Raw genomic sequence first — 14,974 nt, forward strand, 5'->3', positions numbered from 1 at the left:
TTATGGAAAGAGTGCGGGGGTCTGGGAGCTAGGCCCGGGATTTTTCCCTGCGTGCGCGGGCAACCTTGGGATCTGGATTCGGGATGGCATCCAGAAGCTTCTTGGTGTAGTCGTCTTGGGGGTTATCGAAAATCTCATCCGTTGAACCGGACTCAACAAACTTGCCCTTGTACATGACCGCAACGCGGTCCGAAAGGTGGCGCACTACGGAAAGGTCGTGGGCAACGAAGAGATAGGACAGGCCCAGCTTTCGCTTCGGGTCCTCGAGCAGGTTAATGACGCCCGCCTGGATGGATACGTCCAAAGCGGAGACGGGCTCATCGAGCACGAGCACCGAAGGGCGCGTGGCCAGGGCGCGGGCCAGACCGATGCGCTGGCGTTGGCCGCCGGAGAAGTGGCTAGGGAAGCGGTCCAGCTGCGAAGAGTCGAGGCCGACTAGGCCCATGAGTTCGTTCACGCGGGCATCGACATCGCCGTCGTAGCCAAGCGAGTTGAGCGGTTCCGCGATGACCTCGCGCACGGTCAGGCGGGGGTTGAGTGAGCTCATCGGGTCTTGGAAGACGATCTGGATGTCTTTGCGGGCCTCGCGGCGCTCGGAGCCGCTCATGCCATTGGCGTCCTTGCCATTGAGGACCACGGCACCGTTTTCTGGGTCCAAGTCCATGATCTCCAGCAGGGTGGTGGTCTTACCGCAGCCGGACTCGCCGACGATGGCCAGGCACTCGCCTTCGCGGATATCGAAGGTGATGCCGTCCACGGCCTTGACGGTGCCCACCTTGCGCTTAATCAACGCGCCCTTGGTAAGCGGGAACTGCTTGCGCAGGTCATTTACGGCGAGGGTGGTCTTGCGATCCTCGCGGGGAACGTCGGCCAAGACGTCATCGGAAAGCAGCGGTGGCTTGAACATCAGCTCACCGTCGATCTTGCGGTCGTGGATCTCCGGAGCGCGCAGGCAGGCGCTGCGGTGGGAGGTGGATTCGTCCTTGAGCGGAATCAGCTCCGGCTCGCCGGAAAGGCAAGCCTCTTGCGCGACGGGGCAGCGCGGGGCGAATTGGCAACGATCCTTTAGATCCACCAAGACCGGCGGGTTGCCCTCGATGGGGGTGAGGGGCTCCGAGGCCGAGGCATCGGGGCGCGGGGTGGAACCAAGCAGGCCCACGGTATAGGGCATGCGCGGGTTGGAGAAGATGGTATCGACATCGCCGTGTTCTACCGGCTGGCCGGCGTACATGACCATGACGTCATCGGCGGTTTCTGCCACCACACCCATATCGTGGGTGATCATGATGGTGGCGGCGCCGGTTTCGCGCTGGGCCAGCCGGATGACGTCCAGGATCTGGGCCTGGATGGTGACGTCGAGGGCCGTCGTCGGCTCATCGGCAATGAGTACGCGCGGGTTATTCGCAATCGCAATGGCGATGACCACGCGCTGGCGCATACCGCCGGAAAACTCGTGCGGGAAGGACTTCAGGCGCAGGTGGGGCTCGGGGATGCCCACCAGATCTAAGAGCTCGGTGGCTTGCTTCAGGGCTTCTTTCTTGCCGATGTCCTGGTGTGCCTGGATTGCCTCCACCAGCTGCGAACCAATATCGAAGACTGGAGTCAGCGCGGAGAGCGGATCCTGGAAGATCATGCCGATGCCATCGCCTCGGATACCGGACATTTCCTTATCAGAAAGCCCAAGGAGCTCGCGGCCATCGAATTTCACGGAGCCTTCTACCTTGGCGTATTCCGGCAGCAGGCCCATGATGGACATGGAGGTTACGGACTTACCGGAGCCGGATTCGCCGACGATGCCCAGGGTGCGGCCGGGGTGCAGGTCAAAGCTGACACCGCGCACTGCAGAGACGGTTCCAGCTTCAGAGGGGAAGCTGACGCGTAAGTCATTGACGGACAAGATAGGCGAAGTCATAGTTTACCTCCGGAATTGGAGTTGGGATCGAGTGCGTCGCGCAGACCATCGCCAATAAATGCCATGGAGACGGTCAGCAGCGTCAAGGTAGCGGCGGGGAAGTAGAACTGCCATGGGGCGGATTGCAGGGAGGCGGTGCCGCCCTGCAGCAAGGTACCGAGGGAGACATCGGGAAGCTTTACACCCAAGCCCAAGAAGGACAGTGCGGTCTCAGAGCCCACGGTGCCCACAACGCCGAAGACGAACTGGATGATAAGCAGCGAACCAATATTGGGAATGACGTGGCGGATGATGGTGCGCATCTTGGATACGCCCATGTAGCTTGCGGCGCGGACATAGTCCTGCTCGCGGACGGTAAGGGCCAAGGACCAAATCACACGGGCCTGGTACATCCAGCCGAAGGCGATAAGGACGACCATCAAAAGCTTCCAGTCACCGCCGGAGTCTGCCACCACGAGGGCGATGAGCAGGAAGGTCGGGATGGACAGCAGGAAGTGGATAACGGCGAGGACGGCCTTTTCCGCGATTCCGCCCCACAGGGCTGCGGCACAGCCGATGAATGCGGAGATGACCAACGTGGCAAAGGACACCACGATGGCAATGGTCAGGGACCTGCCTAGACCGTGGATGGTTTGGGCATAAAGGTCATTACCGGAATCGTTGGTACCGAACCAGTGCTCGGAGCTCGGTGGCTCAGACAGGGCGAGGAAGTCCGGTTCCGTGTAGTCCCACTGGGCAAAGAAATTGCCAAAAAGGGCGGCGAAGGTGAGAAAACCCAAGATGAAAACGCCGACGGTAGCCAGCTTGTTGCGGAAGAAGCGGCGGACGTACAGCTTGTACCGGGAAGTACCGCGGGGAACCTCCGGCAGCGTGGCCATGCGCTCGGCCTCCTCATTGCTTAAAGGATCCTCGGAGACGACCTCGGTGCGCGTAGAAACCTCGCCACGGGGCTGTTTCTTGGACATCTTTGGTTCTTTGGGATTTGTCATTTAGCTCACCCTTACTCGTGGATCCAAGGCGACAACAACGAGGTCTGCCAGGACGGCGGACACGGCCGTCATCGCGGCACCGAATGCCGCGACGGCTACCGCGCCATTGATGTCGTTCTTACTGATGGTCTGGATGAAGTACTGGCCCATACCGTTCCAGCCGAAGATACGCTCCGTCATCACGGCACCGGTGAAAATGCCGGGCACGGAGAAGGCGACGGACGTTGCCACCGGAATAATGGAGGTGCGCAGCGCGTGCTTGCGGATGGCCTGCTGGCGGGTAAGCCCCTTTGCGCGTGCGGTGCGGACATAATCCACATCGAGGTTATCGAGCAACAGCGTGCGCTGGGTCATGTGGTAGCTGGCGTAGCTGATGATCACCAGGGAAATCGTGGGCAAGACGAGGTGCTGCGCGGAGTCCAGGAGCTTGGGGAAGAATCCCTCGACCCCCAGGGACTTGGAACCGACGACGTAGAAGATCTTCTTGCCGGTCAAATCGTTGATCTCCAGGGCGGCCCAGACGACGGCGATCGAGGCGACAACCACGTGGGTGTTCATCGCAATGATCGAAATTCCCTGCCACACGCGGTCACCGGTCTTGTACTGGCGGGAGGTGGTGTACACACCAACGGCCACACCGATGACGATGGAGAGGATGGTGGCCAGCAACAGCAGCTGTGCGGATACCCAGATGCGGTAGCTGATCTCTTCGTTAACCATCTCACCGACCGGAGATTGTCCCCAGTCCCACCTCGTGAGGATATTGGTCAGCCGGGTCCACCAACGCTCTAAGAGCGGGGTTTCTGGGCTGAGGTTATAAGGCTCGAGGAGGTTATTGATTTCCTCATCTGAAAGTGGTGGACGGCGCTCGGTGTAGTTTGAACGCGGGTCCAAAAACGAGGCCGCCAAGAAATAAGCCAAGTTAGTGGCTAAAAAGATCATGAGTAACCAGCCCAAGATCTTTTTGATCAACTACTTTGTCATTGGGAAATTCTCCGTGCGCGGTTAAGCAGGAAACAGTGCGAACAAATATGAAGCCAACGATGGAGTCGTTGTATGTGACCAATCTAATAAGATATAAGCGAGCGCACAATTCATGTAGTCCCGTGATGTACATCGCCAATCAAACGACAGGTAATTTTTCAGTGTAGACGCTTAGGGTCTTAAAAAGAAAAATGGGATTCAGCTGCAGATTTAAAAACCTGAATTGTTCAACAGTTATAAGGAACGCTTACCTGAAAATAAGGGAAAACGGGGGTAACCAATCAGCCAAGGCGGGCTGCTGCCCGTGGCTGTAATAGGGCGGAATGGCTCGGTAGGCTAGACCCTTATGGAAGATCCCACTCGCATTGACCCGACCTTGGCGGCGCTGCGCAACGCATGGGAGGGCCAGCCCGATCTGAGCCTGCCGACGCTCTTTGCCTTATTGGCCAACCGGGGCATCGGCTGGGGCGTGAGCGACGCGGACTTGGTGACCGAACTTGAACGGCAGGCCGAGGTCCACCCGCCCCTACTGCCCCTTGAGGGCGGCCGCGTGGGCACTGGTGTGTGGCTCGTGCTTAGCGATGCCCCCACCTCCCGCATCACCGCCGATACCTCCCGCATCATTGTGCGCCGCCCGAATGCTCAGCCGGTGGTGTGGGAATACAGCGCCATTAGGCCAACGGGGCCCGGGCGGCCCTTTGTGGTTACGGATACTGAGGGCTTTGAACACCGGCTTGGGATCGTCTCCAGCATCATGCGCCTGGATGAACCGCTGCCGGAACTTAGCGGCCTGAGCCGCTACGAGTTGGGTGACTTTGTCTATGTCCTCCGCTTGGAGGACGCGATTGCAGTTCTAGACCACGGATTGCATCTCTTTCATAAGGAGAATCGGCGGGTGGTGGCCCGCGATTATGCGTGGAAAAGGATAGAAAAATGCCGCCCCGGCGAGGAGCTGGAAGTACTCCTCGAGGGCGGCGATTATGCGCGATTGGGCAGGGTGGTTGAGGTCCTTATTGCAGAGACCCCAAACCCCTTATTCAGCTAAATCCTTCATAGGTTTGACCTTGGTGAAGTGCAGCTTATAACTGGTATCCAGGTCAGCGTCGGGGAAAGCCTCCCGGAAGTCGCGTTCATTGGTCTCCACAGCATCAGTCAGTCTCTCCAGCGGGGTATCTGGGTTAGCAACCACCGTGTACTGCAGCGTTGGGCGGGCGCGGTCGTATGCAACCAAGCGGTCTACGCGTTCCACTCCATCGAGCGAGTCCAGATCCTTGGCCACCGCGGTGGCGATGGCGTTCATGGATGCAGAGATTGCTCCTTGTTCATTGGAGGCTGCGGATTCCACATTATTAAAGCGGCGGTGACGAAGGTTCACGACGATGAGCCACAAGCCAATGATGAGCAGCAGGGCAGAGGCGCCAGCCAAGACCCACACCCACCAATTATTATCGCCCAAAGTGCGCCACGTATCGTGGTCTACCCACTCGGCCAAGTACTCAGCAAATTCCACATTGAAGTTAATGAGGATCGGCCATACACCTAGCGCGATGAGGATGATTCCAAGCAAGCCGAGGAGGATTCGGTCAAAGGTAGCAAGCTTTTTAGACATGATTATCCATCTCCGGAATCTTCTCTACGGCTACGGTGACCTTGGGTGGGTCTGCAAGGACCTCTAAAGCGCGGGTGACAGCCTTTTCCACTCGCCCAGGCAAATCGGCGTCTTGCTCATCGCCATTAACGGTGACCTTCGCGCTCTTGGTATCCGCCGAAGTCTGCGCGGAAGCAACTCCCGGAACACGGCGTGCTGCAGCAGAGCTCAATCGCGCGACATCGACTGGCCGCATCCACATGGAAGCGGACTCGGAAGCGACCTGGGTGTGGGTATTGCGACGGGTCTTTACCGCAGCGAATACAAAGATGAGACCAACCACGATGGAAGCCACGCCAGCCCAGATCATCCACGTCTCTAATTGCTCGGTGGCAATAAGATCAAGGACCGGCTGAACCCACGATTGGGCATTGGCATCTGCTCCGACAAGCCAGGTTTCGCGGACACCCACAATGCCAATGGCAAGCAGAACGAAACCCAGAATTACGGTCCACGTGCGCACTGCAGGAGACGCCTTGGGCCGCTGCCCGAAATGCTCAGGCAAATTCATTTCAGCCATTATTGCCTCCTTGCTCGTGGTACGGGGTAATGGAAATGGCACGCAGCGGCTCAGGTCGTGGCGCATAGACGTGCAACGGGCGCTGGCTAGCTGGCGATACCTCAATGCGCTTTAGCGGTTCCTGACGCGGGGTCTGAACCTTGCGCAGTGACGCGGGCCTAACGGTCCGCACGCGTTGCTCGCTTCGGGAGTTGTCGATCTCGATCTTGCGCAGCGGCTGCGGGCGCGGTGGCTGCACCTTGCGCAGGGGAGCCGGGCGGGCAATGCGAACGCGCTTTTTCTGTTCTGAATTGTCGATCTCGATTTTGCGCAAAGGCTGCGGACGGGGAACAGAGACCTTTGCCTTTTTGACAAAGGGGCGTACCTGTCCGCTCGGAAGCAACCTGCCAGGGCGCGGAGCGCGAACGCTGCGTACCTGCTCTGGGCGTGGTTCGACGATGCGACGCGGTTCGTGATCTTCTGGAGCGCTAATTTCTAGCAGCTGGTGGTCTGGAAGAGCAGCGGAAATGCTGCGCACCGATGCTTCTCGCGGCGTATCGACGGAGCGCACTGGCGTGTCACCAGAGGGTGTCGATACTCCGCGAACAGCAACTTCCTTTCCAGAAGAAATTTCGCGGATTTCCGCCTCTTGCGGGGTGTCGACGTTGCGAACCGTTGCTTCTTCCGGAGTCTCGATGCTTCGCACTTCGACCGAGTCCTGAGTAACGGGTTGGGTCACGGTAGAAGGACTGACCTCCGGGGTAAAAGCTGAAGCGGCAGGACGCTGCGCAAGCTGTTCTGCGGTAACCCGGGTATCCGGAACCGATTCACCGACGGTGACATTAACGCGGGTGGTGGAATAGCCGGTATGGGCAGCAATAGCCTCTGAAATGGCGGCACGCGTACTTTCCGCGACTGCGGTAACCGGAGACGGCCACACCACAGCGATGGTCGCGCTCACGGCAGCGACTTCACGCTCTGGATCCATCTGTACCGAAACCCGTGGATAACCGCGTCCGCCAATGCCAGCAAGCTTGGCATCTAAATCTTTTGTGCCAGGCACGCTAGCAATTGCGGCGGTCACGATTCGTTCCATGGTCCGCAGCGAGAAACGCGTGTGGCCCTTAGTGGAACCTTCTGACATTAGCCTTGGCCTTTCTCCTTGCCAATGAGGCCATTCCACACAGCGGTGAGGTCGATGCGGCCATCAAAGTGGGAGCCCAAGAGGCCACCGATGGCAGCAAGCAGCACGGCCAGCAGCATCCAACCCCAACCTAAGTACAAAAAGAAGGCAAGTAGCAGGCCGATAACAATGCCCAATGTGGTGTAATTTTTCATATCTAATCCTTCGAGGGAGCAGCGGATAAGCCATCTACGGCATCAGAAAACTCAACGTCGACGCGATCTAGTTCCGTACATGCCTTGCGGGCGGTCGAGCGGATTTCTTCCGCCAGACGGTACAGATCAGGTTGCGCACTGATATCAACGCGAACGTTGATTTGCAGGTGGCGATCGTCGCGGGGATCGGGCCGGCGCATGCCGGAAACCCTTTCGCCCGGGAAGAGTAGGTTCACCGAGCCGTAGCGTCCGCCGTCAAGGCCCGCGACACCGTTGAGCTTTTGCACCGCTTCCGCAATTGCGTGAGCGTGGCTTACCTCGAGCTCAAATTGTGCTCGGGGTTCAGGCATTGTTCTTATGCCTGGCCCTGGTTCAGTGCAGCCTGCTCTTCAGACTCGGAGTCTTCCTTCGGCAGCTTGACGTTGTGAACGACAACGTCAACGCGCTCTACGGTCAGGCCGGTCATGCGCTCGACAGCATTCATGATGTTGCGGCGGATTGCCTCAGCCAGCTCGTGGATAGCAACACCGTACTCAGCGGTGATGGCGATCTCGATCTTTGCGGAGCCGTTTTCTACCTCTACGTCAACACCCTGGCGTACGTCCTCGGATGCACCGAAGGACTCGCGGATGGTGCCCATCATGCGAGCGCCGCCGCCACCGAGGGAGTCAACGCCGGAAACTTCGCGGGCTGCAATGCCAGCGATCTTGGAAACAACGACGTCATCAATGGTGGTGGTGCCGTACTGAGTCTCCAGGTTGTTGTTTACCTCGCGCTCTTCAGAAGCGGCAACGTTGTTCTCAGAGTGCTTTGCAGGAGTGTTGTTCTCAGACATGGTCTTTAAGGCCTTTCCTTAAAAATTGACTTGCATGGTCGCAATATGAAATTGAAGGACCAAGAACCAACGGTTCAAAATCCTTCCTTGAGCGTACCTACCGCCCAAGCAGACGTGGGGTCTAGGACAACAATATTTACCAAAACGTGATTATTGGCACTATTGCCGGAGTGGTTTGAAAAACACCAGCCCATCGTGCTTAAATACTTAGGTTGCTTTAACAGGGCAGCGCGAACCGATAATGGGCCGTCTTAAACACGGTGCATATCGGGGAGACGCTGAGCTGGTAAAGCGAACATGACACCTTCGTTGTCACCGTGGCTCAGGGGTTTCCTGAAACACAGACTGGAAGGTCATCCGATCGGGCTAGGTCCGCGCTAGAGCAGAGACACCCCGAGACGATGGACCGGAGAAGGGGCATGGCAAATAAACAGCGGCAGTTAGCGAATAGGACACTCTCCACGTGTAATGCGTGAAAACCGTCCTCTTCACAATACTTTGACTACGGGTCTTGTACCCCGTCAGGAGCACTGCAGACTGGCATTTGCCATGTGCTGTATCTCTTGGTTGTCATGACAGTCAGACCACTGGCGTTGTGTCAGGCCCCAGGCCCGGACAACGTTATAGAGAAATCGAGAAGCAATTTCCCACCGCTTCACGCCCCGGAAACGCCGGGAATGTGAAAGTGGGGAAGCGAGGAAGAGGATAAGCGTGGCGGGACAAAAGATCCGCATTCGGCTGAAGGCCTATGACCACGAGGCAATCGACGCTTCTGCAAAGAAGATCGTCGAGACCGTTACCCGTACGGGTGCTCGTGTAGTTGGCCCAGTGCCGCTCCCAACCGAGAAGAACGTGTACGCAGTTATTCGTTCTCCGCACAAGTACAAGGACTCTCGCGAGCACTTCGAGATGCGCACGCACAAGCGCCTGATCGATATTCTCGACCCGACCCCGAAGACCGTTGATGCTTTGATGCGCATCGATCTTCCGGCAAGCGTCGACGTGAACATCCAGTAAGCGACTTTGGTGGAGAACTAATAATGAGTGAAAACGAGATCAAGGGCATTCTGGGCAAGAAGCTCGGCATGACCCAGGTCTTCGACGATGAGAACCGCGTTGTTCCGGTTACCGTCGTTGAAGCAGGGCCATGCGTTGTCACCCAGATTCGCACCCCCGAAACCGATGGTTACAGTGCCATCCAGATCGCCTTTGGCGAGATTGACCCACGCAAGGCAAACAAGCCTGAGTCTGGTCACTTCAAGAAGGCTGGCGTAACCCCGCGTCGTCACGTTGCAGAAATCCGCATGGACGACACCTCCGCATACGAGGTTGGCCAAGAGGTCAAGGTAGACATCTTCGAAGGCATCACCTTCGTTGACGTCACCGGCCAGACCAAGGGCCACGGCTACGCTGGTGCTATGAAGCGCCACGGCTTCCAGGGTCAGGGCGCAGCTCACGGTAACCAGGCCGCTCACCGCCGCGTTGGTGGTATCGGTGGCGCTGCTACCCCGGGCCGCGTCTTCAAGGGCAAGCGCATGGCTGGCCGCATGGGCCACGACCGCGTGACAACCCAAAACCTGAAGATTCAGAAAGTCGATGTCGAGTCCAACCTGCTGCTCATCAAGGGTGCTATCCCTGGTGCGCGCGGCGGCCTCGTCACCGTTAAGACCGCAGTGAAGGGCGGTGCACACGCATGAGCAACCTCAAGCTAGACGTCCACACCTCTGAAGGTAAGACCAATGGCTCCGTGGACCTGCCGGCTGAAATCTTTGACACCGAGGCATCCGTTGCTTTGATGCACCAGGTTGTCAACGCACAGCTTGCTGCTGCTCGTCAGGGCACCCACGCCACCAAGACTCGCGGCGCTGTCCGTGGTGGTGGCCGCAAGCCTTTCCGCCAGAAGGGCACCGGTCGTGCGCGCCAGGGTTCCATCCGTGCGCCGCACTACACCGGCGGTGGCACCGTCCACGGCCCGCAGCCACGTAGCTACGCACAGCGCACCCCTAAGAAGATGATCAAGGCTGCTCTCTTCGGTGCGTTGTCTGACCGTGCTCGCAACGAGCGCATCCATGTCATCGAAGAGTTGGTTCCAGGCCAGAAGCCGTCCACCAAGGCGGCCAAGGCTTTCCTCGAGTCCCTGACCGAGCGCGACAACGTGCTGCTGGTTATCGGCCGCGAGGATATCAACGCCCGTCGTAGCGCTAATAACCTGCCGAACGTTCAGATCCTGGACGCCGGTCAGCTCAACACCTACGACGTTCTCTACTCCGATGACGTTGTGTTCTCCGTTGAGGCGCTACACACCTTCATCACTCGCGCTACCGGCGCGGATAAGGAGGAGAACTAATGGCTAAGATTTCTAACCCGCGCGATGTCATCATCGCCCCGGTTGTATCTGAGAAGTCCTACGGTCTGATGGAGCAGAACGTTTACACGTTCTTCGTCTCCCCAGACTCCAACAAGTCCCAGATTAAAGATGCCGTCGAGCAGATCTTTGACGTGAAGGTCGACTCCGTGAATACCGTAAACCGTGCAGGTAAGCGCAAGCGCACCCGCACCGGCTTCGGTCAGCGTAAGTCCACCAAGCGCGCATACGTGACGCTCCGTGAAGGCAGCGACTCCATCGACGTCTTCGGCGCAGGCGCTTAAGCGCCACCGGAGAGCCGAAAGGAAAAGGAAGAATTATGGCTATTCGTAAGTACAAGCCGACAACTCCGGGTCGCCGCGCATCCTCCGTATCTGAGTTTGACGAGATCACTCGTTCGACTCCGGAGAAGTCCCTGCTGCGCCCGCTGAGCAAAACCGGTGGTCGTAATAACTACGGCCGCATCACCACCCGCCACATCGGCGGTGGCCACAAGCGCCGTTACCGTCTGATCGACTTCCGTCGTAACGACAAGGACGGCATTCCGGCAAAGGTCGCTCACATTGAGTACGACCCGAACCGCACCGCAAACATTGCATTGCTGCACTACGTAGATGGCGAGAAGCGCTACATCATTGCGCCGAAGGGCCTGAAGCAGGGTGCCGTTGTCGAGTCCGGCCCGAACGCAGATATCAAGGTGGGCAATAACCTGCCGCTGCGCAACATCCCGACCGGTTCGACCATCCACGCTGTTGAGCTCAAGCCTGGCGCTGGCGCTAAGCTGGCTCGCTCTGCTGGTGCTTCCATCCAGCTGCTGGGTAAGGAAGGCAAGTACGCAGTTCTGCGTATGCCGTCTTCTGAAATCCGCCGCGTGGACATCCGTTGCCGCGCAACGGTTGGTGAAGTTGGCAACGCCGAGCAGATGAACATCCGCTGGGGCAAGGCCGGCCGCATGCGTTGGAAGGGCGTTCGCCCGACCGTCCGTGGTGTCGTTATGAACCCGGTTGACCACCCACACGGTGGTGGTGAGGGTAAGACCTCCGGTGGTCGCCACCCAGTGTCCCCATGGGGTCACAAGGAGGGTCGCACCCGCAACCCGAACCGTTACTCCAACAACATGATCGTGCGCCGTCGTCGCCCGAACAAGAAGCGCTAAGAGGAGGTAAACAATGCCACGCAGCCTTAAGAAAGGCCCGTTCGTCGATGAGCACCTCCTCAACAAGGTGGATGCTCAAAACGATGCAGGCACCAAGCAGGTCATCAAGACCTGGTCTCGCCGCTCGACCATTCTCCCCGATTTCATCGGACACACCTTCGCCGTCCACGACGGCCGCAAGCATGTGCCGGTCTTCATCGAGGACTCCATGGTCGGCCACAAGTTGGGCGAGTTTGCACCAACCAAGACCTTTAAGGGTCACGTCAAGGATGACAAGAAGGGACGTCGATAAGCGATGAGTGAGACCATCACCTCCGCATCCGCCACGGCCCGCTACGTCCGCGTTACCCCGATGAAGGCACGTCGTGTGCTCGATCTGGTCCGCGGCAAGTCCGTAAGCGAAGCTTTGGCAATCCTGAAGTACGCACCGCAGGGTGCTTCCAAGCCAGTTGCAAAGGTCGTTGCTTCCGCAGCCGCTAACGCTGAGAACAACTTCGGCCTCGACCCACGCACCCTGGTCATCTCTGAGGCATACGCCAACGAGGGACCGACCATGCGTCGTTTCCAGCCGCGTGCACAGGGTCGTGCATTCATGATTCGTAAGCGCACCAGCCACATCACCGTGGTTGTCGAAAGCCAGCAGGAAGGGGCCAAGTAATGGGCCAGAAGATCCATCCTCACGGCCTACGTTTGGGCATCACCTCCGACTGGAAGACCCACTGGTTCGCGGATAAGGACTACGCGAACTACGTAGCCGAAGACATCAAGATTCGTAACTACCTCAACAAGGGCCTCGAGCGCGCCGGCATCGCCGACATTGTTATCGAGCGCACCCGTGACCGCGTACGCGTGGACATTCACACCGCCCGCCCGGGCATCGTGATTGGCCGCCGTGGTGCTGAGGCTGACCGCATCCGTCGCGAGCTGGAAAAGCTCACCGGCAAGATGGTTGCCCTCAACATCCTCGAGGTCAAGCAGGTAGACGCAAACGCAACCCTCGTTGCTCACTCCATTGCGGAGCAGCTGGTTAACCGCGTCGCATTCCGTCGTGCAATGCGCAAGGCTATCCAGTCCGCTATGCGCCAGCCACAGGTTAAGGGCATCAAGATCCTGCTGTCCGGCCGCCTGGGCGGTGCAGAAATGTCCCGCGTCGAGCGCTACCACGAGGGCCGCGTTCCGCTGCACACTCTTCGCGCCGAGATCGACTACGGCACCGCAGAGGCCCACACCACCTTCGGCCGCATCGGCATCAAGGTGTGGATCTACAAGGGTGACGTCGTCGGTGGCGTACGCGAGTCCGAACTGAACGCTCCGGCACAGGGCCGTGGCCGTGGTGACCGCAACGGTCGCTCCCGCCGCGGTGGCCAGCGCCGCCAGCGTGCACAGCAGAAGCAGGAGGGCTAATCCATGCTGATTCCTAAGCGTGTTAAGTACCGCCGTCAGCACCGCCCGAGCCGTCGTGGCGTGTCCAAGGGCGGAAACCGCATTAACTTCGGCGATTACGCAATCCAGGCACTGGAGCCTGCGTACATCACCAACCGTCAGATTGAGGCCGCACGTATTGCCATCAACCGCCACGTTAAGCGTGGTGGCAAGGTGTGGATCAACATCTTCCCGGACCGTCCGTTGACCCAGAAGCCGCTCGGTGTTCGTATGGGTTCTGGTAAGGGCCCGGTTGAGAAGTGGGTGGCTAACGTGAAGCCTGGCCGCGTACTTTTCGAGATGAGCTACCCAACTGAGGCTGTTGCAATCGAGGCTCTGCGCCGCGCTGGCCAGAAGCTTCCTTGCAAGGTCCGCATCATCAAGAAGGAGGACCAGTTCTAATGGCAACCGGTACCCCCGCCCACGAGTTCCGTGAGCTCGACAACGCAGAGCTGGAAACCCGTCTGAAGGATGCGAAGGAAGAACTGTTCAACCTTCGTTTCCAGAAGGCCACCGGCCAGCTGACCAACAACCGCCGCATCGGCACGGTTAAGCGCGACATTGCCCGCATCTACACCGTTCTGCGCGAGCGCGAGCTGGGCCTGTCTGTCGCTCCGGGAGCTGAGGCTTAATCATGAGTGAGGCTAACGTGACTGAATCCAAGAAGGGACCAACTCCGAAGAAGGAGAAGGTCAAGGGTGCTCCTAAGGTCCGCACCGGCTACGTCGTCTCGGACAAGATGTCCAAGACCATCGTCGTCGAGATCGAAGACCGCAAGCAGCACGCTCTGTACGGCAAGATCATGCGCTCTAACAAGAAGGTTAAGGCGCACGATGAGGAAGAAACCGCAGGCGTAGGCGATCTCGTACGTATCGCTGAGACCCGCCCGCTGTCCAAGGACAAGCACTTCCGTCTCGTAAAGATCATCGAGAAGGCTAAGTAAAACCTAGCCAGCGCAGCCCCTGTACCGGACCATATGGTTCGATACAGGGGCCTTTCGCTGTTTTAGAGCTCTTAAGGCCGGGCCCTTCCGTAGAACCAGTAGGGCACCCAGGTGACGTCGTCGGAAGAAAGGCCCCAATCTCTCACCACGAGGCCCCGGACCTTCTTCGCCAAGTCCCCCTCGCCGGAGACCCACACGTATCCTGGCGTCGGCGCACCGGCATAATCTGCTTTCAGCGTGGCAACGACAGAATCCGCCTCCTTGTGCGGCTCGGTGCGAAGGACGCGCATGCTGCGCACGCGGGACTCCCACCTGTCCGTAAGCCCGGGCTCTACCTCGTCATCGCTGGTGACCACCGCTACAACGTCGGTGGAACCGAGCTTCGCTGGGTCATGTTCCTCTTGGTAGGAAAGGATGTGCCGAAGGGCAGGCAGGGCGGAGGCATCGGCGACCAATAGCTGCGCAGCCTCGGTAGGCCGCCACATCTCGTTGCAGGTAAAGAACCCCGCTGTATCGCCGGGTTGCGCGCGCAGAATCCATCGCGAGCCGGGGCCGGAATCGCCGTGGGTGACCACATCGACATCGATAGTGGCCTCCTCGGGGTGGAGCGCGCGGATGGTGTACCAGCGCAGGTCCGGCCGCGTCTCCTCGTCTATAGCGGCGACGGCGGCTCGGAGGTTAACGCCGTCGACGGGGAAGGGCGTAAATTCCTGCCCGGTTTGGGGCATGACAAGGCCAAAGAATTCATCGGGGCCGGCAAGGTCATACGTCCGGAACGCCTCGGCATGAAACGTCAGGCGGTGCAGGCGCGGCCGGATCAGTTCATTCGCGGTCAGGGTAACGGGAATCAGTTGGTGTTCAGTCATCGGGGACGATTGTAGGG

22 protein-coding genes are annotated in these 14,974 nt (G+C 58.9%); 12 read left to right on the forward strand and 10 right to left on the reverse strand.

The features are described 5' to 3' along the window. Positions 1-28 precede the first annotated feature (28 nt). Genes QP970_RS05215 through QP970_RS05225 form a run of 3 tightly spaced genes read right to left on the reverse strand, consistent with a single transcriptional unit; the run spans position 29 to position 3,843 of the window. Positions 29-1,912 (reverse strand): ABC transporter ATP-binding protein, encoded by a 1,884-nt coding sequence (locus QP970_RS05215; RefSeq protein ID WP_284869756.1) that lies wholly within the window; start codon positions 1,910-1,912, stop codon positions 29-31. Beyond that, positions 1,909-2,901 (reverse strand): ABC transporter permease, encoded by a 993-nt coding sequence (locus tag QP970_RS05220; protein WP_284869757.1) that lies wholly within the window; start codon positions 2,899-2,901, stop codon positions 1,909-1,911. The genes QP970_RS05215 and QP970_RS05220 overlap by 4 nt, the downstream gene beginning before the upstream one ends. Next, entirely contained in the window at positions 2,902-3,843 is a 942-nt protein-coding gene (locus tag QP970_RS05225) for an ABC transporter permease (RefSeq protein ID WP_239269132.1), read from the reverse strand. Between the two features lie 388 nt (positions 3,844-4,231). On the opposite strand from QP970_RS05225, the gene QP970_RS05230 reads away from it, so the two are divergent. Beyond that, a complete protein-coding gene (locus QP970_RS05230) occupies positions 4,232-4,930 on the forward strand; it encodes a hypothetical protein (protein WP_239269119.1) in 699 nt (232 codons plus the stop codon). Here QP970_RS05230 and amaP read toward each other — a convergent pair. Genes amaP through QP970_RS05260 form a run of 6 tightly spaced genes read right to left on the reverse strand, consistent with a single transcriptional unit; the run spans position 4,919 to position 8,205 of the window. Next, entirely contained in the window at positions 4,919-5,494 is a 576-nt protein-coding gene (gene amaP / locus QP970_RS05235; RefSeq protein WP_239269118.1) for an alkaline shock response membrane anchor protein AmaP, read from the reverse strand. The genes QP970_RS05230 and amaP overlap by 12 nt on opposite strands. Then, positions 5,487-6,053: a DUF6286 domain-containing protein gene (locus QP970_RS05240; protein WP_023025174.1), complete on the reverse strand. Its 567-nt coding sequence runs from the start codon at positions 6,051-6,053 to the stop codon at positions 5,487-5,489. The genes amaP and QP970_RS05240 overlap by 8 nt, the downstream gene beginning before the upstream one ends. Continuing rightward, positions 6,046-7,176, reverse strand: a complete 1,131-nt coding sequence (locus QP970_RS05245; RefSeq protein ID WP_239269117.1) for an Asp23/Gls24 family envelope stress response protein — start codon at positions 7,174-7,176, stop codon at positions 6,046-6,048. The genes QP970_RS05240 and QP970_RS05245 overlap by 8 nt, the downstream gene beginning before the upstream one ends. Next, positions 7,176-7,370, reverse strand: coding sequence for a hypothetical protein (locus tag QP970_RS05250; RefSeq protein ID WP_239269116.1), 195 nt, complete (start codon positions 7,368-7,370; stop codon positions 7,176-7,178). Before QP970_RS05250 ends, QP970_RS05245 begins: the two co-directional genes overlap by 1 nt. A gap of 2 nt (positions 7,371-7,372) precedes the next feature. Beyond that, positions 7,373-7,720 (reverse strand): Rossmann-fold NAD(P)-binding domain-containing protein, encoded by a 348-nt coding sequence (locus tag QP970_RS05255; protein WP_005276897.1) that lies wholly within the window; start codon positions 7,718-7,720, stop codon positions 7,373-7,375. Between the two features lie 5 nt (positions 7,721-7,725). Continuing rightward, positions 7,726-8,205 (reverse strand): Asp23/Gls24 family envelope stress response protein, encoded by a 480-nt coding sequence (locus QP970_RS05260; RefSeq protein ID WP_005276899.1) that lies wholly within the window; start codon positions 8,203-8,205, stop codon positions 7,726-7,728. Between the two features lie 711 nt (positions 8,206-8,916). On the opposite strand from QP970_RS05260, the gene rpsJ reads away from it, so the two are divergent. The 11 genes from rpsJ to rpsQ are packed head-to-tail and all read left to right on the forward strand — an operon-like array spanning position 8,917 to position 14,091. Further along, the gene (rpsJ, locus tag QP970_RS05265) at positions 8,917-9,222 is read left to right on the forward strand and encodes a 30S ribosomal protein S10 (protein WP_003848085.1); all 306 of its coding nucleotides are present in this window, start codon (positions 8,917-8,919) and stop codon (positions 9,220-9,222) included. Positions 9,223-9,245: 23 nt separating this feature from the next. Beyond that, positions 9,246-9,902, forward strand: a complete 657-nt coding sequence (gene rplC / locus QP970_RS05270; RefSeq protein WP_005276932.1) for a 50S ribosomal protein L3 — start codon at positions 9,246-9,248, stop codon at positions 9,900-9,902. Then, positions 9,899-10,552, forward strand: a complete 654-nt coding sequence (gene rplD / locus QP970_RS05275) for a 50S ribosomal protein L4 (protein WP_239269115.1) — start codon at positions 9,899-9,901, stop codon at positions 10,550-10,552. Before rplC ends, rplD begins: the two co-directional genes overlap by 4 nt. After that, the gene (rplW, locus tag QP970_RS05280) at positions 10,552-10,854 is read left to right on the forward strand and encodes a 50S ribosomal protein L23 (protein ID WP_005276934.1); all 303 of its coding nucleotides are present in this window, start codon (positions 10,552-10,554) and stop codon (positions 10,852-10,854) included. The genes rplD and rplW overlap by 1 nt, the downstream gene beginning before the upstream one ends. A gap of 35 nt (positions 10,855-10,889) precedes the next feature. Next, a complete protein-coding gene (rplB, locus tag QP970_RS05285; protein ID WP_005276935.1) occupies positions 10,890-11,726 on the forward strand; it encodes a 50S ribosomal protein L2 in 837 nt (278 codons plus the stop codon). Between the two features lie 13 nt (positions 11,727-11,739). Further along, positions 11,740-12,018, forward strand: coding sequence for a 30S ribosomal protein S19 (gene rpsS / locus QP970_RS05290; protein WP_005276936.1), 279 nt, complete (start codon positions 11,740-11,742; stop codon positions 12,016-12,018). Positions 12,019-12,021: 3 nt separating this feature from the next. Then, positions 12,022-12,384, forward strand: a complete 363-nt coding sequence (gene rplV, locus QP970_RS05295) for a 50S ribosomal protein L22 (RefSeq protein WP_005276938.1) — start codon at positions 12,022-12,024, stop codon at positions 12,382-12,384. Beyond that, positions 12,384-13,130, forward strand: a complete 747-nt coding sequence (gene rpsC, locus QP970_RS05300) for a 30S ribosomal protein S3 (RefSeq protein WP_005276941.1) — start codon at positions 12,384-12,386, stop codon at positions 13,128-13,130. Before rplV ends, rpsC begins: the two co-directional genes overlap by 1 nt. 3 nt (positions 13,131-13,133) lie before the next feature. Further along, the gene (gene rplP, locus QP970_RS05305) at positions 13,134-13,550 is read left to right on the forward strand and encodes a 50S ribosomal protein L16 (protein ID WP_005276943.1); all 417 of its coding nucleotides are present in this window, start codon (positions 13,134-13,136) and stop codon (positions 13,548-13,550) included. Then, positions 13,550-13,780 (forward strand): 50S ribosomal protein L29, encoded by a 231-nt coding sequence (rpmC, locus tag QP970_RS05310; RefSeq protein WP_005276944.1) that lies wholly within the window; start codon positions 13,550-13,552, stop codon positions 13,778-13,780. Before rplP ends, rpmC begins: the two co-directional genes overlap by 1 nt. 2 nt (positions 13,781-13,782) lie before the next feature. Next, positions 13,783-14,091, forward strand: coding sequence for a 30S ribosomal protein S17 (gene rpsQ, locus QP970_RS05315; RefSeq protein ID WP_239269114.1), 309 nt, complete (start codon positions 13,783-13,785; stop codon positions 14,089-14,091). A 71-nt stretch (positions 14,092-14,162) separates the two neighbouring features. On the opposite strand, the gene QP970_RS05320 is transcribed toward rpsQ, so the two are convergent. After that, a complete protein-coding gene (locus tag QP970_RS05320; protein ID WP_239275509.1) occupies positions 14,163-14,957 on the reverse strand; it encodes a siderophore-interacting protein in 795 nt (264 codons plus the stop codon). Positions 14,958-14,974 lie beyond the last annotated feature (17 nt).

This window comes from Corynebacterium sp. MSK073, from assembly GCF_030232085.1.
Classification (GTDB): domain Bacteria; phylum Actinomycetota; class Actinomycetes; order Mycobacteriales; family Mycobacteriaceae; genus Corynebacterium.